This window comes from Saccharopolyspora rhizosphaerae, assembly GCF_003931915.1.
GTDB lineage: Bacteria > Actinomycetota > Actinomycetes > Mycobacteriales > Pseudonocardiaceae > Saccharopolyspora > Saccharopolyspora rhizosphaerae.
This window is the reverse complement of record NZ_RSAA01000009.1, coordinates 20,857-42,903: the sequence shown is the minus strand read 5'-3', so window position 1 is coordinate 42,903 and position 22,047 is coordinate 20,857. Positions and strand designations below refer to the sequence as shown.

Here is a 22,047-nt window from a genome sequence, read left to right as displayed (position 1 = left end):
CTCGCCGGGAGGGGCGTGGCGAGGTGTGACGTCGTTGTACTGGGGGCTCATCACCCGGTTCGTCCGGCGGGGAAGGGGAACGCCGACGCGTCAACGGGTGAGCCGACGTGGGGGATCAGCTGCCGAGCTGGGTGGTGCTGCCGAGCGGGCCGTGTGACACGACGTCGCTGACGACGGGCAGTCCGCCGGTCAGGCCGCCGACCGGGTCGCTCTTGCCGGTGGGCAGCGGAGCACCGCCGAGCTCGGTGTTGCCCTCGAGCACGTTGCTCACGGTGTCACCGACGACGTTGGTGGGCAGCTGCTGCACGGGCTGCGCGGGCTTGGTCTGCGGGGCGCTCTGGGTGGCCTGGTCCAGGGTGCCGGTGAGGGTGGTGGGCAGGGCGTCGGTCGCACCGGTCTTGCCGACGGGCAGCGAGTCGGCGACCGGCAGACCACCGGTCACGTCGGTCACGGGGCCGAGGGCGTCGAGACCCGGCAGACCGCTCTTGCCCGCCGGGAGCGAGCCGAGCACCGGAAGACCGCTGGCCACGTCGGCCACCGGGCCGAGGGCGTCGAGACCCGGCAGACCGCTCTTGCCCGCCGGGAGCGAGCCGAGCACCGGAAGACCGCTGGCCACGTCGGCCACCGGGCCGAGGGCGTCCAGGCCCGGCAGACCGCTCTTGCCCGCCGGGAGCGAGCCGAGCACCGGAAGACCGCTGGCCACGTCGGCCACCGGGCCGAGGGCGTCCAGGCCCGGCAGACCGCTCTTCTCCGCCGGAAGCGTGGAGCCGACCGGGAGCGGGGCCTCGTCCAGCGCGGAGGCCGGGTCGAGGCTGTGCGTGTGACCGGTGCTGGCGTTCTGCACCGCGTCGACGACCGGCTGGGCCACACCGGCGACCGGGGTGCCGCTGACCACCTGGCTGACCGGGTCGCCGGACCGGCCCGTGAGCTGCTGCTCGAGCGGGACCACGTCACCCACGGTCTTCTGCGCCGAGGCGACGGTTCCGGCCGCGTGGAACACGGTGTTGGCCACGCCGTTGTCGGTGGGCAGCGATGCCGGCAGCTGCGGGGACTCGGCAGCTGTGGCCGTGGTCGCGAATCCGACGGCGCCGGCACCACCGGCCAGTACGGCGGCCGCCGCTGTGAAGGTGCGCTTCATCGCAATGCTCCTCTCTGCACAGGCCGAGTCCTGTGCGTGCGGCGGAGATTACGGAAGAAACACTCACCACTGTTCAGCGATCACATCAGCCACGAATATCAACAACGGGTGATCGACTAGCCCAGCCCGTTCCTCACGAACGAGGGATGGCCCACCGATCTTGATTACTGCTTGAGCCCGTCGTTGACTGCCGACGGCAACCGTCGGGCCCGCTCGGCGCGCAGCGCCTCGACCGCTTCGGCGAACTCGGCGTACGCCTCCCGCTCCGAGTCGAACCGCCGGTAGCGACCCACCCGCAGTTCCACCGATTCGTACTCGCGCTCCAGCGCGTCGGCGGTCTCCTGCCAAGAGGCGCTCCGGTCGCGGTGCTTGGCGTAACCCGCGTAGGCGGCGGAGATCGCCACCAGCAGACCCAGCCCGATGGCGAACCACCGGACTTCCGCGACCGAAGCAGCGGCCGCCGTCGCGGTCGCGGCGATGATCGAGCCGCCGATCACGACGGTCTGCAGCGCGCTCTCCTTCCAGCGGTCGCTGCGGGCCTCGTGGCGGTAGCGCTCGATCAGCTCCGGCAGCTGCGCCCGGTAGCGCTTGTGCGCGTCCAGCAGGTCGCCGGTGCCCAGTTCGTCCAGCAGGTGTTCGCGGTGCGCAACTTCGAGTGCGCGCAGGTCGGTGTCCACCGCGCGAACCTTAAAGTGCTGCCGGTACACGTACACGGCTGCCACGCCCGCGGAGACCGCGGTGACCACGAAAGTCACCGCTGCGGGCACCACCGAGGGAGATAACGCCAGCAGCGTCACCCCCACCGCCGTCAGCAGCAGGTTCCCGGGCACGGCCCACACGAGCAGCAGCCGCTGCACGATGCGCGCCCGGTAGAGCTCTTCAGAGCGCTGGGCGATCCGACGCTCCCAGTCCCCCTGCTGGCGATCCTCGGCGAGCACCCCACCGCCGATGATCCCGGCCGTATCCACTCGCTCCATCACTCGTCCTTCCAGCGCGTTAGTGCGATCGAAGTGTCTCCCGGAGTTCCACGACAATCGGCCAGGAGGGTGACTCTCGACTGGTCTTTTCGAACCATTGCCGACTGCGCCGAGTGATCACCGCTGGACGAGAGCGCCGCAGAACTCGCAATACCCGGCAGTGATAACAGTGAGTGGCGCGATGCCGGGAAGTGCTGCGCGGTTCCGGGTCAGGACACTGTGGCAGCGCCACCGGAACCCCGGTCAACCGGGTGGGCTGAACGGGGTCCGGCGGCACGCCGGGTGCGCTGGAACTTCCGCGAGAGGTGCGGATCGGCTCGATCCGCGAATCGTCCCTACTCCGGCCAATCGGTCAACAACCGCTCCTCTCCGTAGAAGGAGACGGGGTCGACCGGTTCACCCCCGACCTCGATCTGGAAGTGCAGGTGCGGTCCGGTGGACTGGCCGCGGTTGCCCATGGTGGCGATGAGATCACCGGCTTGGACCTCCTGGCCCTCCTGCACTTGCGACGAATCGATGTGCCCGTAGGTGGAAACCGTGTCGTCGGGGTGCGCGACCCGGACCCACAGCCCGTAGCCGCTGGCCGGTCCGGAATTGATGACCGTGCCCGCGGAAGCCGCGCGGATGGGTGTGCCGATGTCGTTGGCGATGTCGACGCCCTTGTGCATCTCGCCACCCCGCATCCCGAAGCCACTGGTGATCACGCCGCGCGTCGGCGCGAGCCAGGGTGCGGGCCGGGGAGCTGGTCGTCCGGATTCGATCTGGGGTAGTGCGGTGAAGTGCGTGACCTGTTGCGCCGCTGGGATATTCCGCTCGGGGTGGGCATCCTGCACAGCGATCATCGCGGTGGTGGTTCCGCCGGCGCAGAGACCGGCTGCGAGCAGGACGCTGAGGACATCATCGGTGACGGGTCTTTTACGCAATGCCATTGTGCTTCACTCCTGGCACCGCGGGCTCTTCGTGATCCGCGGCTCGGTGAATTCCGGTGGCATACGCCGGGCCACTTTTGATCCGGCGTCGGGGCAGCCCGAGAAAGATTGGAGCCGAGCACGTCGGCAAGCGCATTTCCGAATGCGCGTCAACGCATTTCAACTTGTGTTCACCGGGACCGGCTGAGCAATGCCGAATTCCGCCACAAGAATCGGCACGAACACGCAGTGTCCGCCCCTGTCACGAATCGCGGTGAACCGCCCGACAGCGGTCCTGCTCGGTCCGGGGACGGGACACGGACGGTGCACGGGGGTGAAGGAATTTCCGATCCGAGGCCCCGAACCCCGTACCACCCGACCGAGAGTCACCCGATCAGGCCTAAACCGGCGGCCTTCACGGCGCGTCGACGCGTTCGTAGGCTGACGATCAGGTTGAGCACCAGGAGGGGCCAGATGGACGAGGACCGGATCGAGACGCGAGCGGTGCACGGCGGCGAGCGCCGCCCGGGGCCCGAAGGCTCCGTGGTGTACCCGATCTACCAGGGCACGGTGTACTCGGTGCCGTCCGGAACCGACTACCACGACCTGCGCTACATCCGGCTGAACTCCACGCCCTCGCAGTCCTACCTGCACGACAAGCTCGCCGCGCTGGAGGGCGCCGAAGCCGGGCTGGCCACCGCCTCCGGGATGGCCGCCATCACCACCGCGCTGCACAGCGTCCTGCGCAGTGGGGATCACCTGCTGGTGGGCGACTGCCTCTACGGCGGCACGCACGACTTCCTCACCCAGCACGCCGCCGACTTCGGCTGGACCTTCACCTTCATCGACCCGCACCGCCCGGAGACCTGGGAGGCCGCGCTCACCGCGAAGACGAAGGCAGTGCTGGTCGAGAGCATCACCAACCCGCTGGTCCGGGTCGGCAGGCTGCCGGAGGTCGCGGCGTTCGCGCGGGCGAACGGGCTGGTCAGCCTGATCGACAACACCTTCGCGACGCCCGTGAACTTCCGCCCGGTGACCGCGGGTTTCGACCTGGTGCTGCACAGCGCGACGAAGTACCTCAACGGGCACTCCGACATCGTCGCCGGCGCCGTCGTCGGCGACGCCGAGCACGTCGAGCGGGCCCGGACCACCTCCAACCACTTCGGCGGCACGCTCGACCCGCACGCCGGGTTCCTGCTGGCCCGCGGCCTGAAGACGCTGGCGCTGCGGGTCCGCGCGCAGAACGAGAACGCCCTGCGGCTGGCCGAGTTCCTCGCGGACCGGCCGGAGGTCGCCGAGGTCAACCACCCCGGCCTCGCCTCGCACCCCGACCACCAGCGGGCCTCGGAGCTCTTCGACGGGTTCGGCGGGATGCTCAGCATCCGGCCGGCGGGCGGGGTCTCCGCCGCGCAGAAGCTCATCGACGCGGTGCGGCTGCCGTTCGACGCGCCCAGCCTCGGCGGGGTGGAATCGCTGATCACCCGCCCCGCAGCCACCTCCCACGCGGGCATGAGCCCGCAGGACCGGCTGGCCCTCGGTGTCACCGACGACCTGGTCCGCATCAGCGTGGGCGTGGAGAGCCCGGAGGACCTCGTCGCGGACTTCGAACAGGCCCTCGGGACGCTCTGAAGGCCTTGCTGAACTGGGGTGTTGGCGAGTTGTCGCAGAAGGCGTCCGGCTGCGGACCGCGTCGGTAAGTTCGGCCGCGTGACTCCTCCGCTCGGCGGGGCTTTCGGCCCGTACTACACCGTGGGTGAGGTCGACGACCACGACGAGGTCGTCCCGATCGTTCCCAGTGATCAACCGTTCGTCCCGCCGACCGCCGTCGAACGAGAGCTCTGCGCCGCGCTCGCCGACGGGGACACCGGGTCCTACCTGCGCGTGCTCGCCACCGTCGGCGCGTACCACCCGGTGGCACTGGTGCACGCGCACCGCGACCCGGCGAAGCGGCAGGTGGTGACCTCGAGGCTGGGTGACGGCCGGACCGCGACCTTCGTCTACACCCAGGACATGCTGCCGCGCCCGCACCCGTACCTGGTCTACGAGTTCGCCTCGATCCGGACGCTGGCGGAGATCGTCCCCGCGGAGGTGGAGGTCCTTGCGGTCAACGCGAACACCCCGTGCGAGCTGTACCTGGAGGTCACCGACCACGACCGGGAGCGCTGGAAGGAAGCTCACGAACGCCGCGACGCACCAGGCCTCGGCGGCCACCGGGTCGTCACCCGGCACAGCACGGGTTGCGAGCCGACGGAGCTGCTGCACGGCCTGGCCTGCGGCGCCCACCTCTGCTACCTCAACGGCGACGCGTGGAACAACCTCGACTGGCACGGGTTGGGCTACAGCGGTGAGGTGGAGCGGCTCGCCGAGGGCTGGGGCGTGGAGGCGCGCCAGGACTGGATCACCCTGCAGAACCGGTTGCTCAACTGCGACGTCAGCACCTCGGACTGGGACTTCGTGCTGGGCGCGCGGAACTTCCTGCTCAGCACCGAGGGCCCGCTGGTGGGTCCGCAGCGGTGGCGGGAGTGCGTGGACACCACGATCCGCAACAACATCGCGGCGAACGTGCCGGGCGCGTCAGCCGAGCGCGGCGGGAGTCCGGAGGTGGACTCCTACGCGGACTTCTTGTGCGGGCTGGTCGGCACGATCGTCCGGTACGAGGCCCGGTTCCGCGCCGACGAGCTGCTGCCGCCGGACGGGTACGTGCGCACGGTCGCCGCCTGGGACCTGGGGCGGGCGTCGACGATGGCCCGCTGGGGCCGGGGTGCCCGCTACGCGACGCAGGCGGAGATGTACGAGGCGCTGGACCTGGTCAGCCGCGAGACCCGGTCGCGGTACGGGTCGTGGGCGGAGTTCTCCGTCGGCTACGTCCTGGGCCGCTGCCTGCACTTCGACGACGAGGCTTTCGGCCCCACCTACACCGACGTCCTGGAGGCCCACCGCGCGCTGCTCGCCGAGGGCGACAGCCCCTGGCGGGCGGTGCCGTTCCACCTGCCGGAGTGAGCGGCGGATCACTCCGGCTCTGCCGGGTCGAGCAGGAGCGCCCTGATCTGGGGGTTTCACCGATCTGGCGAGAAGTCGACAAGATCGATGCAGGTTCCCCGCGCTCGGAGGGTCACCTGATCGGGTGGTTTTGTCTAAGATCGGCGGGTCCCGCGATGACCCGGCTGCATTGGATCGACGTTGAGCGAGCAACCGAGCACGAGATCCGGCCACGGGCTCTGGCTGTCCCGAGCCGCCCTGGGGTTCGTCGCCCTCGCCGCGCTCATGGGTTGGGGCGCCAGCTTCGTCGGACTCCACGCCTACGGCCAGGAGCAGATGGTCGGCTTCAGCTACTGGACCGCGTGGCTGATCCCGGCGACCTTCGACGGTGCCGCCTTCGGCGCCACGCTGATCACCTACCGCGCGTCGATCTACGGGCGGAGCGCCGTCCGCGGGCGGCTGCTGATGTGGATCTTCACGGCGATCTCCTCGTGGATCAACTGGATCCACCAGCTCACCCCGGAAGCACGCCTCGTCGCCGCGGGCCTGCCGGTCGCGGCCGTCGCGGTCTTCGACGTCGTGCTCGCCGAGCTGCGCGCGGACTTCGAGGAGCGGCACGGCAAGCGCCGCCTGCGGCTGCGCCCGGGGTTGCTCGTCCTGCGCTGGCTCGTCGACCGCGACGGCACGGCAGGCGCGTTCCGCCGCCAGGTCACCGACATCCCGGTCTCGGAGATCGCCGGCCTGGGCAAGCAGGACGAGGTGCGGGTCGCGCCCGCACCGGAACCGGCACCGGTGCCCGCACCGGTCGCCGCGGCCGCGGCGGCTCCTGCACCCGCACCGGAACCGGCTCGCGCGGAGACCACCAACGGCGCACCCCAGCCACCCCGGCCCACGCAGGAGCTCCCGCGCCAGGAGGGGGAGGAGCCCGCGCCGGAACCGGTCGCTCGCGAACCCGAGGAGCCGGCCACCGCGCCGGAGGAGCCCGTCGACGACACCCGGTCGGAGGCGGTGGAGCCCGAGGGGGAGAACCACCCGAGCTCGTCCGAGCAGACCCTCACGCTGCCACCGGTCCCCGCGGACCCGCTCAGCGACGAGGACAAGCGGACCTTCGCCCGCCGCGACTACCGGCTCTCGCTGGAGGTCGGCGAACCGATCACCGGCGCTCAGCTCGGCCACCGCTACGGCTTCTCCGAGCGCTGGGGCCGCCGCCAGATCGCCGCGGTCCGCGTCGAGATGGAGCAGGACGAGGAGGAACGGGACCTCGTGCCGGCCAACTGACCCGGCCGATCAGGCCGTGAGGGCCTGCACCAGCGCCTTCCGGTGCTGCCGGGTCTGCTTGGGCATGTTCCACCCGAGCACGCCGACCGGCCGGTCGTCGCGGTGGTGCAGCTCCACGAACCGCCGCGAAGCCCGGTCCCCCTCCACGACGGTCACCTCGTCGTCGGGCGAGAGCACGCCGTGCACGTGGATCTTCGCGTCGAACTGGTCGGTCCAGAAGTACGGGACCGGACGGTGGGCGCGGTCCGCGCCGAGGACGTTGTCGGCGACGGTCATCGCCTGCTCACCGGCGTTCGTCCGGTTCTCCAGGCGCAAGGCGCCGAAGTCGGGGTGCTGCCAACGCGCCACGTCACCGGCCGCGTAGACCCCCTCGGCGGCGCGGCAGCGGGAGTCGCAGACCAGGCCGCGCTCGACCTCCAGCCCGCTGCCCTCCAACCAGCCGGTCACCGGGTCGGCGCCGATCGCCACCACGACGACGTCGGCGGGGAGCACCTCCCCGGTGGCCAGCCGCACCCCGCTGACCTCGCCCGCCTCCGCGACGAGACCGTCGACTGCGACCCCCAGCCGCAGTCGCACACCCTCGTCGACGTGCAGCCGCCCCAAGGCGGCAGCCGCCGCCGAGCCGAGCTGGGCTGCCATCGGGGCGTCGAGCGGACCGGTCAGCGTCACGTCGAGACCCATGCCCCGCGCGGTCGCCGCGATCTCGCTGCCGAGGACGCCCTCCCCGACCACCACCAGCCGCTCCGCCGACAGCAGGTCCGCGCGCAGGGCGGTGCCGTCGTCCAGGGTGCGCAGCACGTGGACCCCGGCGAGCGGCTCTTGGCCGGGGAGTCGGCGCGGCTGCACACCGGTGGTCACCACGATCGCGTCCGCCCGCAGTTCCCGGCCGGACGCGGTCCGCACGGTGCGCGCGGCAGCGTCCAGCGCGACCGCCGGATCACCGAGCAGCAGCTCCACGTCCAGCTCCGCCAGCGCTTCCGGGCTGCGGAGACGGGTTCGCTCGGGTTCCCACTGCCCCGCCAGCACCTGCTTGGACAGCGGCGGCCGGTCGTAGGGCAGGTGCTGCTCGGCGCCGAGCAACGTCACCGCGCCGTCGAAGCCCTTGCGCCGCAGCGCGTCCGCCGTGGTCACCCCGGCCGCCGAGGCACCCACGACCAGCACTGCGCCCACGCCCTCGTCCTCCCGGCTCACTCCGCGACCGGTGCCAGCCACAGGCCGGTGAGCGCGTCGATCACGTTCTGGGCGGTCTCCTCCCAGGTCAGACGGGCTGTTCCTTCCGCGAGGGCGCGTTCCTGCTCGGCCATCATGTGCACCAGCACGTGCCGGGTCATGTCGTTGCGGACGATCTTGGCGCGCAGCGGGAGTTCGGGGAGGCAGTCGTTGAGGCCGTCCATGATCCGCATCAGCGTCGGCCCGGTCAGGGCCTCGGCGACGACGAGTTCGCGCAGCGACGGGTCGCTCATCAGCTGCGCGGTGAAGCGCGCGAGCGTCGAGCCGCGCAGCGACGCGTGGTGCTCGACCGACGGGAGCACCAGGCAGGCGAGCCAGTCGCGGACCTCGCGGGAGTCGTCGCACTCGGCGACCAGCTGCTGCCGGCGCACCTCGATCGGCTCGGAATGCCTGCTCACGATGGCGCGCAGCAGGTCGGCCTTCGTCCCGAAGTGGTACCCCACGGCCGCGTTGTTGCCCTGACCGGCGGCTTCGCTGATCTGCCTGTTGGAGACGGCGAAGACGCCCTGCTCGGCGAAGAGCCGTTCGGCGACGTCGAGGATGCGCTCCTTGGTGGCGTTGGCCCGGGAGGTCGCGGCGTTCATGGGGGCAAGCCTAAGTCACGTGACTGATTCTTGGCCAGCCAGCAGGGCTGCGTACCGCTCCAGGTCGACGTTGCCGCCGCTGATGATCACCCCGACCCGCTTGCCCGCGATCTCGGCGGCCGCGTTCCGGGCGGCGGCGAACCCGAGGCAGCCGGTGGGCTCGACGACGATCTTGAGGTAGGTCGCGAACAACCGCATGGCCTCGACGAGCTGGTCGTCGCCGGCGGTGCGGACGTCGTCGACGGCCCGCCGGATGATCTCGAAGGTGTGCACGCCGAGGTGCTGCGTCTGCGCCCCGTCCGCGATGGTCCGGGGCGCGTCGATGTGCACGATCTCCCCGCTGCGCAACGACCGCAGGCCGTCATCGCCGGCCTCGGGCTCGACCCCGAGCAGCAGGCAGTCGGGCGACAGCGCCCGGGTGGACAAGGCCGTCCCGGACAGCAGGCCGCCTCCGCCGAGCGGCACGAACAACGCGTCGAGCTCCCCGACCTCCTCGAAGAGCTCCTTGGCGGCGGTCCCCTGCCCAGCGATCACGTCCGGGTGGTCGTAAGGCGGGATGAGCGTCAGCCCCTGCTCGTCGGCCAGCTTCCGACCGATCTCCTCGCGGTCCTCGGCGTACCGGTCGTAGCGCACGATCGTCCCGCCGTATCCGCTGGTAGCGGACACCTTCGCGGCCGGAGCGTCGTGCGGCATCACGATCGTCGCGGGCACGCCCGACAACCGGCAGGCCAGTGCGATGGCCTGCGCGTGGTTCCCCGACGAGTAGGTCACCACCCCGCGCCGCCGCTGCTGCTCGGACAGCTCGGACACGGCGTTGAAGGCTCCCCGGAACTTGAAAGCCCCCATGCGCTGGAAGTTCTCGGCCTTGAAGACGACCTCGGCGCCCACGAGCTCGTCGACCAGCCGGGACCGCAGGACCGGCGTCCGGTGGGCGACGCCGTCCAACCGCTCCGCGGCCTTCACGACGTCCTCGAACCCCACGACCATCCCGACCTCCCCGAACGTCACCGCGAGCCCTGACCCCGGATGATTCTGCACCACGACCGGCTGGGCAGGAACGGCCCGCGATCACCGGAGGTTCCCGAGTTCGGCTTGACTTCGACTTCAGTCGAAGTCGGAAGCTGGCCCCATGTTCACCGAGGACGAGATCGCCTACATCCACTCCCAGCCGCTGGCCCGCATCGCGACGGTCTCCCCGGACGGGCAGCCCGACGTCGCCCCGGTCGAGTTCGAGTTCGACGGCCACCACCTCTACGTCGGCGGGATCACCCTGACCCGCACCCGCAAGTACCGGAACGTCCGGAACGGCCAGGAGAAGGTCGCCCTGGTCATCGACGACCTGGCCGCCCTCCAGCCGTGGACACCCCGCTTCCTCCGCGTCCACGGCACGGCGGAGATCACCCGGCGGGAAGGAGCCGTTCTCGGCTTCGGCCCGTACCTGCAGATCAGCCCCACCACGTCGTGGAGCTGGAACCTGTCGGGGACTCCGATCACCGACGCCGAGACTGCCAAGTCGATCCCCACCCGGCGCACCGAACACGCACCCGTCGGATGACGCTACCCCGCTAGGTCCGGAACAAGCCGGTGGGACAGGACGAACGCCGGACACCGGCGCGGCTGGGCGCGCCCTGGGGAAGACGGCGACGGACCGGCAGGAGTCGCGTACCGGCCTGAACAGGGCGGCTGAGACGGGAACTGGGACGAAACGAAACCGGCCACCTTCCGAGATCGGAAAGTGGCCGGTCACGTGGAGCCGCCTGCGGGAATCGAACCCGCGACCTACGCATTACGAGTGCGTCGCTCTGGCCGACTGAGCTAAGGCGGCAGCGCGTGGACAAGTGTAGCGGGCGGCCTCCGCGCACTCGCCGGGGGTCCGGTGATCGATGACAACGTTGGCGAGACGGCGCTCCGAACGTCACCCACCACCGATCTGATCGTTGGTACAGCTGCTGAGGCAGTGACGCCAATCACGGAGGATGGGATGCGCGCGTTCCACCGGCTCTGCGCCTGCACCGCGACGGCCCTGGTGATCGCCGGGATGTCGACGCCCGTGGCGGTGGCCCAAGGTTCGTACCCCACGACGCCGACGCCGCATCCCGTCGATCCCGACCAGCCGCCCGGGTGGGTCGCGCAGGACAGCCCACGCCCGGTCATCGGCGACGCGGGGACCATGCTCGGCGTCCTGCGGGTGCTGCCCGCGACGGTGCCCGGCGACTCGTTCTTCAACGACCCCGGCTTCGAGGACCAGCTGCCCAAGCAGTCCGTGCTGGAAGCAGGCATGGGCCGGGCCGTGGCGCAGGTGAACTCCGAGTCCCTCTTCGCGCACGAGCGCTCCATCGCCGAGGCTTCGCCGGCCGGCGTCGCGATCACCGGCCACATGCCGCAGCTCCCCGGCGTGGGGCTCGCGCAGACCGCGCTCGCCGACCACGAGGAACCGACCTCGACCTCCCTCGCGCCCCCGGCCTCTCCCGCCGACCAGCTGGTCAAGCTGAGCGGCCTCAACGGCAGCGTGCACGCGAGGTGGAACGAGCAGACCGGTCCGTGCGGGGTGGCTCCCCTGTCCGACGCGCGCTACGCGATGGGCCAGGGCTCGGTCGTCCAGCTCCCCGGGCTCGGCGGTGCCCTGGTGGACGTGCCGTCGGTCGCCGAAGCGCACTCCCACGTCCGGCTCGCGGATGTCCCCGGGCAGGCACGCACAGCCGTGGTCTCGACGTCGGAGCTGCAGATCTCGCAGGTGAAGCTGCTCAGCGGCACACCGCAGGAGATCTCGATCGAGGTCGTCGGCCGTCCGAAGCTGGTGGCCACGGCGACCGGCGACCCCGCGACCTCCCGCGTGGACTACACCGCTCCGGTGCTGCGGATCAGCCAGGCCGGCAAGGAGATCGCAGTGCTCGACGTCGCGAACCCGGTCCAGGACCTGCCGATCCCGCCGATCCCCGGCCTCAACCAGCAGCTCCTGGACCTGGGCGTGCTGCGGATCAGCGTCGGCGAGCTCGAGGACCAGTCGCAGGGCGAGGAGGTCAAGGGCACGGCACGGCTCTTCGACCTGAAGCTGCTCGACGGCACCAAGCTCGGGCTGCCCGCGTCGCTGGCGCAGATCTCGTTCGGCGAGCAGGTCGCGCGGGCCGTGGCACCCGCCGGCGGGGTCGACTGCGCACCACCTGCCGCCGGTGCGGTCGGCGACGGCTCGGACGTCACCCCCGTCGCCCACCAGCAGGGACGCACCCCACCGCTGGCCTTGACCAGCGGCAGCTACTTCGCGGTCCCGATCTTCTGGACCGGCGCGGCGCTGCTGCTGCTCGGTTCGGTCCTCGTCGCCGCCGTCCCCCGCCGAGGCACCAAGCACTGACCGGACCCCGACCCGCCGACGGCCCAGGCCAGGCTCGTCGGAAGGGTTCCTGCCTCGAGTGCCGACCGGTGGCGTGATCAGCTGGAACCTGCGGCCATGTCGCGCGCTGGTCGCCTTCCGCCTCCGTCGGTCCACACCCGCCATCGCGTCGGTCCTGGCGGGAGCTGCCGTCGTCGGAGCCTTAGGCGGTCTCGAGGACGACCGGGGGAGGAAGTGGCGTTCGCGAGAGCACCTCGCTGGACGGGGGCTACGAGATCACGATGGCGGACCCACGTCCGGCCTCCGACGTGTGGTCCCCGGACTTGGGACGTGGAGATCACCATCACCAACGACGCGGACCAACCTGTGCCCGTGTCCGAGCTGGAGATCCGTTTCGCCGGTCGCGGCGACCAGCCCTCGGAACCGTTCGGACCCGAGTACGACCGTTGGCGCGAAGTGGTCATCGCTCCCGGTGACTCCTTCCGCGACCGCGTGCGGTTCGTCGGCAACCGGAGCGGCGAGCATGCGAGCCGGCATCGGCGTCGCCGAGTCGAGCGAGCTCTACGCCTCGGGGATTCGGGCCGGGCGCCCGAGCCGGGGGTACGAGCTGTGACCCGCGACCAGGCACGAGCGAGGTCGTCAGGGCCTCAGCTGCGACCGCTCAGCCCGTGAAGAGGGTGGCGAGCATCGACTCGACCGCGATGAGCGGTTTGACGTTCTGGGACAGGGCCGTGCGGCACTCGAGGACCGCTTCCAGGCGGCGGAGGGTCGACTCCGACGTCCACTCCGCGGCCGCCTTCTGCGAGGACCGGGCGAAGTCCGGGTGGTTGAGGGCGGACCGCGATCCGGCCCGGAGGACCAGCACGTCGCGGTAGAAGCCGGCGAGGTCGACCAGCGCCAGGTCCAGGGCGTCGCGCTGCGACCGCGTGTTGCGGGACTTCTGGCGCTTTTCCAGCTCCTTCAGCGCGGCGTTGGCGCCCCGGGTCGCCGCTGCCGTGCCCTTGCCGGTCCCACCGGCGCCCATCGCCGTCTTGAGCTCTTCGCGCTCGGCCTCGTTGCGGTCCTCGTTGGCGGTGACCGCCTCGGTCTCGGCGAGCTTGACCAGGCCGGACGCCGCGGTGAACAGGTCACCGAAGCGCTGCAGGCCGAGCGGGATCCGGAGGACCGACTCGCGGCGCTCGCGGGCCTGCTCGTCGATCGCCAACCTCCGTGCGCGGCCGATGTGCCCGCCGCACACCTCCGCCGCCCACTCCGCGAGCTGCGGCTCGATGCCGTCGCGCTCGCGCAGCACCTCGGCGATCGCGTCGGTCAGCGGCGTGCGCAGCTGCACGACGCGGCACCGGGAGCGGATCGTGACCGTCACGTCCTCGGGGTGGTCCGACGGCGCGCACAGCAGGAAGACCGTGCGCGGCGGCGGCTCTTCGACCGCCTTGAGCAGCGCGTTCGCCGCGCCTTCGGTGAGCCGGTCGGAGTCCTCGATGAGCACCACGCGCCACCGGCCGGTGCTCGGCCGACGCGCGGCGGCCTGCACCAGCGAGCGCATCTCCGCCACCGAGATCGACAGGCCCTCCGGCACCACGAGCTTCACGTCCGCGTGCGTGCCGTGCAGCACGGTGCGGCAGGCGGTGCACTGCCCGCAGCCGAGGACGTCCGGGTCCTCGCACTCGAGAGCGGCCGCGAAGGCGCGCGCCGCGATCGAGCGGCCGGAACCGGGCGGGCCGGTGAACAGCCACGCGTGGGTCATCGCGCCGGGCGGCACCGGTTCCCCGTCGACCTGCTTGCGGGCCGCGGTGGCCGCCGCGTGCAACGTGGCGACCGCGTCCGGCTGGCCGACGACCTCCGCCCACACCCCGGTCGCGGGTACCTCCGGAGCGCCGGTGGGCATCGCGTCAACTCCCTCGTGCCGAGCTATCGGGTCACGACTCTACGATGCCGCACCGACGTGGCCGTCAGGGCTTCGAGGTGGTCGACTTCGACGACGACGTGGTCTTCTTGGCCGCCGTCTTCGTGCCGGTCGACTTCTTCGCGGTGCTCTTCGACGCCGTCGACTTCGACGTGCTCCCGGAGGCCGACTTGGAGGTCGACTTCGAGCTCGAGGACTTCTTGGCGGGTGCCTTCTTCTTCGCGGGGGCCTTGGCCCGCCGCTCCGCCAGCAGCTCCACCGCGCGGTCCATCGACAACTCCTCCACCGTGTCGCCCTTGCGCAGCGACGCGTTGGTCTCGCCGTCGGTGACGTACGGCCCGAAGCGCCCGTCCTTGATCACCAGCGGCTTGCCGGTGTCCGGAGCTTCGCCGAGCTCGCGCAGCGGAGCGGCGGCGGCCCGACGGCCCCGCTGCTTGGGCTGCGCGTAGATCTTGAGCGCCTCGTCGACCGTGATCGTGAAGATCTGCTCCTCGGTCTCCAGCGACCGCGAATCCGTGCCCTTCTTCAGGTACGGGCCGTAGCGGCCGTTCTGCGCCGTGATCTCGTCTCCGGACTCGGGGTCGACGCCCACCACGCGCGGCAGCGACAGCAGTTTGAGCGCGTCCTCGAGCGTCACCGTGTCCAGCGACATCGACTTGAGGAGGCTGCCGGTGCGCGGCTTGGACTTGTCGCCCTCGGGCAGCACCTCGGTCACGTACGGGCCGAAGCGACCCTCCTTGGCGACGACCTCGTGCCCGGTGTCCGGGTCCGTGCCCAGGCTGCGCCCCTCCATCGGGGTGGCGAACAGCTTCTCGGCGATCTCCACCGTGAGCTCGTCCGGCGGCAGGTCGTCGGGCAGGTTGGCCCGCTGCGCCGTCTCGTCCTCGAGCGTGCGCTCCAGGTAGGGCCCGTAGCGGCCGACCCGGACGTAGACGGTGCGCCCGGCGTCGTCGTCGAACATGGGGATCGAGTTGATCGCGCGCGGGTCGATCTCCTCGACCGACGAGCCGACCAGCTTCTTGAGGCCACCGGCCCGGCCGATCGAGTCGCCCGGCCCGACCTCGCCGCCGAAGTAGAAGCCCGACAGCCAGCGGGTGCGCTCCTCGCGCCCCTCCGCGATGCCGTCCAGCTCGTCCTCCAGCGCGGCGGTGAAGTCGTAGTCCACCAGCCTGCCGAAGTGCTGCTCCATCAGCCCGACCACGGCGAAGGCGATCCACGACGGGACGAGGGCGGAGCCCTTCTTCCACACGTAGCCGCGCTCCTGCACGGTGCTGATGATCGACGCGTAGGTCGACGGGCGGCCGATGCCCAGCTCTTCGAGCGTCTTGACCAGGCTGGCCTCGGTGTAGCGCGGCGGCGGGTTGGTTGTGTGGCCGTCGGGGTCCAGCTCCGGCGCCGTGACCGGCTGGTCCTGCGCGAGCTGCGGCAGCCGCGACTCGGCGTCGTCGGCAACGCCGCCGGCCTCGGAGTCCACGGCCTCGACGTAGGCCTTGAGGAAGCCCGGGAAGGTGATGGTGCGGCCCGACGCGGCGAAGGTGCACTCCTCGCCGCTGGAGGCGGTGCCGCTGATGCGCACCGACAGCGTGGTGCCCTTCGCGTCGGCCATCTGGGAGGCGATGGTGCGCTGCCAGATCAGCTCGTAGAGCTTCCAGCCGTCGATGTCGTTCGACAGCTCGTTGGCGACCTCGCCGGGGGTGCGGAAGCTCTCGCCCGCCGGGCGGATCGCCTCGTGCGCCTCCTGCGCGTTCTTGACCTTGCGGTTGTACTGCCGCGGCTGGGGCGAGAGGTACTGCTCGCCGTAGAGGTCGCGTGCCTGGTTGCGCGACGCCGCGATCGCCGTCTCGGACAGCGTCGTGGAGTCGGTTCGCATGTAGGTGATGTAGCCGTTCTCGTACAGCCGCTGCGCGGTGCGCATCGTGCGGTCCGCCGAGAAGCGCAGCTTGCGGCCGGCCTCCTGCTGCAGCGTGGAGGTCATGAACGGCGCGTAGGGCTTCCGCGTGTAGGGCTTCTCCTCGGCGCTGGAGACACGCAACTGGGCGTCGGTCAGCGCCTCGGCGAGCTGCCGGGCCTCGGCCTCGGTGAGCACCCGGGTGTCGGAGTTCTTCAGCCTGCCGTCCGGACCGAAGTCGCGGCCGGTGGCGAGCTTGGCCCCGTCGACCGAGACCAGGCGGGCCCCGAACCGGCGCGGCGAGGCGTCCTCCCCGGCGTCCATGGTCGCGGCGATGTCCCAGTACTCGGCGGAGACGAAGCGGATGCGCTCCCGCTCCCGCTCGACGACGACGCGGGTCGCCACGGACTGCACGCGGCCCGCCGAGAGCTTCGGCATGACCTTCTTCCACAGCACCGGGCTGACCTCGTAGCCGTACAGCCGGTCGAGGATGCGGCGGGTCTCCTGCGCGTCGACGAGGTCCTGGTCGAGGTCGCGCGGGTTGGCGGCCGCGGCCTGGATGGCCGACTCGGTGATCTCGTGGAAGACCATCCGGCGCACGGGCACCTTGGGCTTGAGGGTCTCCAGCAGGTGCCAGGCGATGGCCTCGCCCTCGCGGTCACCGTCCGTCGCGAGGTAGAGCTCGTCGACCTGCTTGAGGGCGTCCTTGAGCTCGGTGACCGTCGACTTCTTGTCCGGGCTCACCAGGTACAGCGGCTCGAAGTTGTTCTCGACGTCAACGCCCAGCCGCGCCCACGCCTGGCCCTTGTACTTCTCCGGAACGTCCTTGGCGTTGCGCGGTAGATCGCGGATGTGCCCGCGCGAGGACTCCACGATGAAGTCAGAGCCGAGGTAGGAGGCGATCTTCTTGGCCTTCGCCGGTGACTCGACGATCACCAAGCGCCGGGTGCCGGAGCCGTTCCCGTTGGGAGACCCCGAAACCCGACCGGCCCCACCGCCGGCCTTCTTCGTTCGTGTCGACCCAGCCAACGCTTACCTGCTCTCTTCTTCCGGAAGCATCCCTTGCACCCGGCGCCCATCCGTACGTGCCCCTGGAGTGTGCGCGCTGCACGGTTGACCGTGCCGCACCGGGAAGGCACAGGGTTGCACATAACACGCCGATGTTCGTCGACGTCTTGTTGTACGAACGTATCGGGTTACTCAGGTGTTCCATTCCGTGACCTGGCGTGATGTGCGTCAACCCGGTCAGGAGACGAGCGGAATCATTCCCTCGATCGCACCATCGGGCAGCGGTCCTACCAGCTCAGCGAGCCTGGCGAGCCGCCGTCGGCCGGTCACGCGCAGCGCCGGCCCGCCCGCTCGAGCCCCGACGCTCTTGGTCGGAAGGCCGCAGCCGCGGAGCGCTTCCGCGAGCGGCTCGTGCGTGGCGGGGGCGTGCGGGTCGAGTCCGAAGCGGTAGCCGTTCGCGTCGGCGGTGCCGGAGGTGAGCGCCCAGATCCGCAGGGCCCAGCCGTCCGGGACGAAACCCGCCGGGACCGACTTCACCGCCCCGCGCAGCCAGTGCGCGGCCAGGCCGGTGAGGTCGGAGCGGAAGGCGGTCCGGACCAGCGGACGTCCCTCGTCGGAGCGACCGAGCTCGGCCTGCACCCCTCGCTCGGCGCACGCGGCGAGCAGGCAACGGGCGCGCCACTCGGCGTCGACGACCACCGACAGCCGCGCCGCGGTCCCGCGGCCGAACCCGACGGCCTGCCCGGGTCCGCACAGCATGCCCGCGAGGTCGGCGACGTCCGCCCGCCGAGCCTCTGCCGAGTAGAAGGACAGCTGGTCCACGATCCCGGATGCTAGAACAGCAGTTCGAGATTATCCACCAACGTAACCCGATCGATTGAAGCCCGACGCCAGGCGGACACGATCACGACCCTGCTCAGGGCGGGCTGGAAACCTCGATGGTCGGGTGTTCCGGAAGAACCCGCGCCGACCAGGCGCCGGAGAACCCCGGTGATCAGGCAACGGACCTCCAGGTCCCGCAGCACGGAGGCGCCGGGGACCGTTTGCCCCACCGCGGCCCCAGGGGTGGTGGGGCGACCCCGGTGATCGGGGAGCCGGATCACCCGGGATCCGGCACCCCGACGGCACCAGTGGTGCCGAGCGCGCGCCGACCACCGCCGTGACCTGAGTGGATGACGGCGGTGGTCTTCGGCTTCTTTCGCTGCAGTCGGAGGATCAGCCCGGCTGGGCCGGGGCCGGGGCCGGCTGACCGGGGGCCGGTTGGGCCGGGGCCGGGTTGAAGAACGGCTGGCAACCCGGGGCCTTCTTGGCGGCCTCGGCCAGCTGCGGGTTCTTCTCCAGCGCTCCGAACTTGCTGTTGAGGTCGACCTGGGATGTTTTCTGGAGCTCGCCCTGGAGGGCCGTCATGCCCTCGGTGAACTTCTGCTTGTCGTTCGGGTCGACCTGGTCGGCCTTGGCCCGGGCGCCCTCCAGGACGTCCCGGATCTGCACGAAGCCGTCCGCGATTCCCTGGCTGACCTGGTCCCCGCCCTCGATCGGCGACGGCGGCAACTCCTGGAGCCCGCGGACGGTGCCGTCAGCGGTCTTGGTCGCCGTGTCGAGCCGAGCGACCACCGAGTTCTTCATCGCTTCGGTGTTGGCCTTGTCCACCGCGGGCAGGTTCTTCTGCGACGCGGAGAAGTCGTTCACCAGTCCGCACAGGCGGCCTGCCCACTCGATGCCCTCCGGTCCCGCCGCTGGCGGCGGAGCCGGGGCCGGTTCGGGTGCCGGTGCCGTTCCGCAAGCGCTCAAGGCCAGGGGGACGGCCGCGAGCGCCGCGAGGGACGTCGCACGGAACCTCATCACGAACTCCTCACATCGATCGGAGTAGCTCTCGCTGTGCGCTCGGACTCTCTCGCACCACCGCACCTCCCGGTCGAAGCGGGGTCGCCGGCCGCGGCGACGGCCCTGGGCACAGCGATGGGCGCCACCCGGACCGGGTGACGCCCATCGTCGAGGCCGATCAGGCGGGAGCGCCGTTGACCGTCTTGTCCTCAGCGGGCTCGTCCGCGATCGCGGTCGAGCGCCGCTTGGAGATCACCACGGCACCGATGATCACGGCGGTCGCGACCACCGCGATGCCGATCCGCACCACCGGGTTGGCGGCGTCACCGACGGTGAAGTAGACGACGGCCGGTGCGATCAGCACCGACACCAGGTTCATCACCTTCAGCAGCGGGTTGATCGCCGGTCCGGCGGTGTCCTTGAACGGGTCACCCACGGTGTCACCGATGACGGTGGCCTCGTGCGCCACGGACCCCTTGCCGCCGTGGTAGCCGTCCTCCACCAGCTTCTTGGAGTTGTCCCAGGCGCCACCCGAGTTGGCCAGGAAGATGGCCATCAAGGTGCCGGTGGCGATGGCACCGGCCAGGTAGCCGGCCAGCGGACCGACGCCCAGCCCGAACCCGACCGCGATCGGCGCCAGCACCGCCAGCAGACCCGGCGTGGCCAGCTCCCGCAGCGAGTCGCGGGTGCAGATGTCGACCACCCGGCCGTACTCCGGGCGCTCGGAGCCGTCCATGATCCCCGGCTTGTCCTTGAACTGGCGCCGCACCTCGTAGACCACGGCACCGGCCGCGCGCGACACGGCGTTGATCGCCAGCCCGGAGAACAGGAACACCACCGCAGCACCGATGACCACGCCCACCAGGACGTTCGGCGCGTAGACGTAGAACTCCGCCGCGGACAGCTGGCTCGCCACGTCGGCCAATGCGGCACCGATGGCGTCGGTGTAGGAGCCGAACAGCGCGGTCGCCGCCAGCACGGCCGTGGCGATCGCGATGCCCTTGGTGATCGCCTTGGTGGTGTTGCCGACCGCGTCGAGCTCGGTGAGGATCTTCGCGCCCTCACCTTCGACGTCACCGGACATCTCCGCGATGCCCTGCGCGTTGTCGCTGACCGGGCCGAAGGTGTCCATGGCGACGATGACGCCGACGGTGGTCAGCAGACCGCAGCCGGCGAGCGCGATCGCGAACAGCGCCACCGGCAGCGAACCGGACAGCAGGAACGCGCCGAACACGGCCGCGGCGATGATCGCCGCGGTGTAGACGGCTGACTCGAACCCGACCGACAGACCGGTCAGGATCACCGTGGCCGCGCCGGTCAGCGACGACTGGCCGACGTCCTTGACCGGGCGGTGCTCGGTGGCGGTGAAGTACCCGGTCAGCTTGAGGATGACCACCGCGAGCAGGATGCCGATGACCACGGCCAGCAGCGCGACCAGCGCCGGGCTGCCCGGGGTGGCCCGGACCTCTTCCGACACACCGGAGAGCTCGGCGAAGGTGCTCGGCAGGTACAGCGTCGCGGCGATCGCGCACAGCACCGCCGAGATCACGGCGGAGATGTAGAACGACCGGTTGATCGCGGTCAGCGCGCTCTCACCGGAGCGGGCCTTGGTGATGTAGACGCCGATGACCGCGGTGAGCACACCGATGGCCGGCACGATCAGCGGGAACAGCAGGCCGTGCGCGCCGAAGGCGGCGGTGCCCAGGATCAGCGAGGCGACCAGGGTCACCGCGTAGGACTCGAACAGGTCAGCCGCCATGCCGGCGCAGTCACCCACGTTGTCGCCGACGTTGTCGGCGATGGTGGCGGCGTTGCGCGGGTCGTCCTCGGGGATGTTCTGCTCGACCTTGCCGACGAGGTCGGCACCCACGTCGGCGGCCTTGGTGAAGATGCCGCCACCGACACGCATGAACATCGCCAGCAGCGCGGCTCCGAAGCCGAAGCCCTCCAGCACCCGCGGGGCTCCGCCCGCGTAGACCAGGACGACCAGCGCGGCACCGAACAGGCCGAGGCCGACGGTCATCATGCCGACCACACCACCGGTGCGGAACGCCACGCGCATCGCCTTCTCCCGGCCCTGGCCGGGCTCGCGGGCGGCGGCGGCCACGCGCACGTTCGCGCGGGTGGACAGCCACATGCCGAGGTAGCCGATTACGGCCGAGAAGGCGGCGCCGAACAGGAAGAAGATCGACCGGCCGATGCGCTCGCCGACGGTCTCGGCAGGCAGTGCGAACAGCACGAGGAACACCACGACCGCGAAGATCGCCAAGGTCCGGAACTGCCGGTTCAGGTAGGCCGACGCACCTTCCTGCACGCCCTGTGCGATGTCCTGCATCTTCGCGGTGCCCTGCCCTGCGGCGAGCACCTCCTTGATCAGGACGTAGCCGAAGGCCAGTGCGGCCAAAGCGATGACCATGACGGCACCGACGACTGCGTAGTCGATGCCTGCGAGCTCAATACCGGTGGCTTGTTGGGCGAGGTCCATCCGGGATTGCGAGCTCGGTGGTGCAGCGCCCTGGGCCCAGCCGTGCTGGACCGGGGTGAGCAGGGACATCCGTCCTCCTGGGTTGTGCTCGGTTCTCACACCGGCGGCCCCGCACGCTCAAAACCGGGCCCCGATGCGCGGTAGGCGGCCCCGCCCGGTACGGCCCGTGGTCGTTCGCTGGCCGTCCGTGGCGACGTCGTGGCTCGGGAGTCTATTCAGACCCCGAGTGGCTTACCTCACGGTGTGATACGCAACTCGTAGCGACGTGCACATCTGTTACAAAATGATCGATTCAGAGGGCACCTTGATCCCCTGATCGGACATATTTCAATTTGGACCGAACGGGTGACGTGAGGTATGGCGTGTCGCCCCTTGATCGGCAAGGACTCCTCCGCCTCGCGGAACACCCTCCGAGGTTGCCCCGATGGGGCGATGCCCTGAGGCGCCCAGGCAGCGAGGCGAGGCGCCACCACCTGCGACCGCCCCGCACTGCCCACGTCCACGCCCCGGGCCCTGA

Annotated in this window: 16 protein-coding genes and 1 tRNA gene; 5 read left to right on the top strand and 12 right to left on the bottom strand. The window is 70.8% G+C overall.

Annotated elements, in window-relative coordinates; translation table 11 throughout:
• Positions 1 to 115: 115 nt before the first annotated feature.
• From EIL87_RS10580 to EIL87_RS27415, 3 genes are all read right to left on the bottom strand, one after another.
• Positions 116 to 1,138, bottom strand: coding sequence for a hypothetical protein (locus EIL87_RS10580; RefSeq protein WP_125090061.1), 1,023 nt, complete (start codon positions 1,136 to 1,138; stop codon positions 116 to 118).
• A 164-nt stretch (positions 1,139 to 1,302) separates the two neighbouring features.
• Complete coding sequence (locus EIL87_RS10575; RefSeq protein ID WP_125090060.1) at positions 1,303 to 2,115, bottom strand: SLATT domain-containing protein; 813 nt, start codon at positions 2,113 to 2,115, stop codon at positions 1,303 to 1,305.
• Between the two features lie 335 nt (positions 2,116 to 2,450).
• Positions 2,451 to 2,783 carry a M23 family metallopeptidase gene (locus EIL87_RS27415; protein WP_407690533.1) on the bottom strand — a complete coding sequence of 111 codons (333 nt, stop codon included), beginning with the start codon at positions 2,781 to 2,783 and terminating at the stop codon, positions 2,451 to 2,453.
• A 714-nt stretch (positions 2,784 to 3,497) separates the two neighbouring features.
• On the opposite strand from EIL87_RS27415, the gene EIL87_RS10565 reads away from it, so the two are divergent.
• The 3 genes from EIL87_RS10565 to EIL87_RS10555 all read left to right on the top strand — a co-directional run bounded on the left by EIL87_RS10565 (position 3,498) and on the right by EIL87_RS10555 (position 7,280).
• A complete protein-coding gene (locus tag EIL87_RS10565) occupies positions 3,498 to 4,652 on the top strand; it encodes a trans-sulfuration enzyme family protein (protein WP_125090058.1) in 1,155 nt (384 codons plus the stop codon).
• Between the two features lie 78 nt (positions 4,653 to 4,730).
• Positions 4,731 to 6,023, top strand: a complete 1,293-nt coding sequence (locus tag EIL87_RS10560; RefSeq protein WP_125090057.1) for a DUF1266 domain-containing protein — start codon at positions 4,731 to 4,733, stop codon at positions 6,021 to 6,023.
• Between the two features lie 180 nt (positions 6,024 to 6,203).
• Positions 6,204 to 7,280 (top strand): DUF2637 domain-containing protein, encoded by a 1,077-nt coding sequence (locus EIL87_RS10555; protein ID WP_125090056.1) that lies wholly within the window; start codon positions 6,204 to 6,206, stop codon positions 7,278 to 7,280.
• Positions 7,281 to 7,289: 9 nt separating this feature from the next.
• Here EIL87_RS10555 and EIL87_RS10550 read toward each other — a convergent pair whose 3' ends face one another.
• From EIL87_RS10550 to EIL87_RS10540, 3 genes are read right to left on the bottom strand one after another with little or no spacing between them, the layout of a single operon-like run.
• Positions 7,290 to 8,450 (bottom strand): NAD(P)/FAD-dependent oxidoreductase, encoded by a 1,161-nt coding sequence (locus EIL87_RS10550; RefSeq protein ID WP_199740355.1) that lies wholly within the window; start codon positions 8,448 to 8,450, stop codon positions 7,290 to 7,292.
• A 17-nt stretch (positions 8,451 to 8,467) separates the two neighbouring features.
• Positions 8,468 to 9,094, bottom strand: a complete 627-nt coding sequence (locus EIL87_RS10545) for a TetR/AcrR family transcriptional regulator (protein WP_125090054.1) — start codon at positions 9,092 to 9,094, stop codon at positions 8,468 to 8,470.
• A 15-nt stretch (positions 9,095 to 9,109) separates the two neighbouring features.
• The gene (locus EIL87_RS10540; protein WP_125090053.1) at positions 9,110 to 10,081 is read right to left on the bottom strand and encodes a threo-3-hydroxy-L-aspartate ammonia-lyase; all 972 of its coding nucleotides are present in this window, start codon (positions 10,079 to 10,081) and stop codon (positions 9,110 to 9,112) included.
• A 142-nt stretch (positions 10,082 to 10,223) separates the two neighbouring features.
• On the opposite strand from EIL87_RS10540, the gene EIL87_RS10535 reads away from it, so the two are divergent.
• A complete protein-coding gene (locus tag EIL87_RS10535) occupies positions 10,224 to 10,649 on the top strand; it encodes a PPOX class F420-dependent oxidoreductase (protein WP_125090052.1) in 426 nt (141 codons plus the stop codon).
• A 193-nt stretch (positions 10,650 to 10,842) separates the two neighbouring features.
• On the opposite strand, the gene EIL87_RS10530 is transcribed toward EIL87_RS10535, so the two are convergent.
• Positions 10,843 to 10,919: transfer RNA gene (locus tag EIL87_RS10530), tRNA-Thr, on the bottom strand.
• Positions 10,920 to 11,075: 156 nt separating this feature from the next.
• On the opposite strand from EIL87_RS10530, the gene EIL87_RS10525 reads away from it, so the two are divergent.
• Positions 11,076 to 12,443: a hypothetical protein gene (locus tag EIL87_RS10525; RefSeq protein ID WP_125090051.1), complete on the top strand. Its 1,368-nt coding sequence runs from the start codon at positions 11,076 to 11,078 to the stop codon at positions 12,441 to 12,443.
• 640 nt (positions 12,444 to 13,083) lie between these two features.
• Here EIL87_RS10525 and EIL87_RS10520 read toward each other — a convergent pair.
• From EIL87_RS10520 to EIL87_RS10500, 5 genes are all read right to left on the bottom strand, one after another.
• The gene (locus EIL87_RS10520; protein WP_125090050.1) at positions 13,084 to 14,307 is read right to left on the bottom strand and encodes a DNA polymerase III subunit delta'; all 1,224 of its coding nucleotides are present in this window, start codon (positions 14,305 to 14,307) and stop codon (positions 13,084 to 13,086) included.
• Between the two features lie 64 nt (positions 14,308 to 14,371).
• Positions 14,372 to 17,152: a type I DNA topoisomerase gene (gene topA / locus EIL87_RS10515; RefSeq protein WP_125090049.1), complete on the bottom strand. Its 2,781-nt coding sequence runs from the start codon at positions 17,150 to 17,152 to the stop codon at positions 14,372 to 14,374.
• A 306-nt stretch (positions 17,153 to 17,458) separates the two neighbouring features.
• Complete coding sequence (locus tag EIL87_RS10510; RefSeq protein WP_125090048.1) at positions 17,459 to 18,043, bottom strand: hypothetical protein; 585 nt, start codon at positions 18,041 to 18,043, stop codon at positions 17,459 to 17,461.
• Between the two features lie 393 nt (positions 18,044 to 18,436).
• Positions 18,437 to 19,063 carry a hypothetical protein gene (locus EIL87_RS10505; RefSeq protein ID WP_125090047.1) on the bottom strand — a complete coding sequence of 209 codons (627 nt, stop codon included), beginning with the start codon at positions 19,061 to 19,063 and terminating at the stop codon, positions 18,437 to 18,439.
• A 160-nt stretch (positions 19,064 to 19,223) separates the two neighbouring features.
• Positions 19,224 to 21,530 carry a sodium-translocating pyrophosphatase gene (locus EIL87_RS10500; RefSeq protein WP_199740364.1) on the bottom strand — a complete coding sequence of 769 codons (2,307 nt, stop codon included), beginning with the start codon at positions 21,528 to 21,530 and terminating at the stop codon, positions 19,224 to 19,226.
• Positions 21,531 to 22,047: the final 517 nt, after the last annotated feature.

Coding starts and splice junctions, on each gene's coding strand:
- EIL87_RS10545 (WP_125090054.1), bottom strand. CDS start 9,094: ATGAACGCCGCGACCTCCCGGGCCAACGCCACCAAGGAGCGCATCCTC.
- EIL87_RS10525 (WP_125090051.1), top strand. CDS start 11,076: ATGCGCGCGTTCCACCGGCTCTGCGCCTGCACCGCGACGGCCCTGGTG.
- EIL87_RS10575 (WP_125090060.1), bottom strand. CDS start 2,115: ATGGAGCGAGTGGATACGGCCGGGATCATCGGCGGTGGGGTGCTCGCC.
- EIL87_RS10500 (WP_199740364.1), bottom strand. CDS start 21,530: ATGGACCTCGCCCAACAAGCCACCGGTATTGAGCTCGCAGGCATCGAC.
- EIL87_RS10520 (WP_125090050.1), bottom strand. CDS start 14,307: ATGCCCACCGGCGCTCCGGAGGTACCCGCGACCGGGGTGTGGGCGGAG.
- EIL87_RS10580 (WP_125090061.1), bottom strand. CDS start 1,138: ATGAAGCGCACCTTCACAGCGGCGGCCGCCGTACTGGCCGGTGGTGCC.
- EIL87_RS10565 (WP_125090058.1), top strand. CDS start 3,498: ATGGACGAGGACCGGATCGAGACGCGAGCGGTGCACGGCGGCGAGCGC.
- EIL87_RS10540 (WP_125090053.1), bottom strand. CDS start 10,081: ATGGTCGTGGGGTTCGAGGACGTCGTGAAGGCCGCGGAGCGGTTGGAC.
- EIL87_RS10505 (WP_125090047.1), bottom strand. CDS start 19,063: ATGAGGTTCCGTGCGACGTCCCTCGCGGCGCTCGCGGCCGTCCCCCTG.
- EIL87_RS10535 (WP_125090052.1), top strand. CDS start 10,224: ATGTTCACCGAGGACGAGATCGCCTACATCCACTCCCAGCCGCTGGCC.
- EIL87_RS27415 (WP_407690533.1), bottom strand. CDS start 2,783: ATGCACAAGGGCGTCGACATCGCCAACGACATCGGCACACCCATCCGC.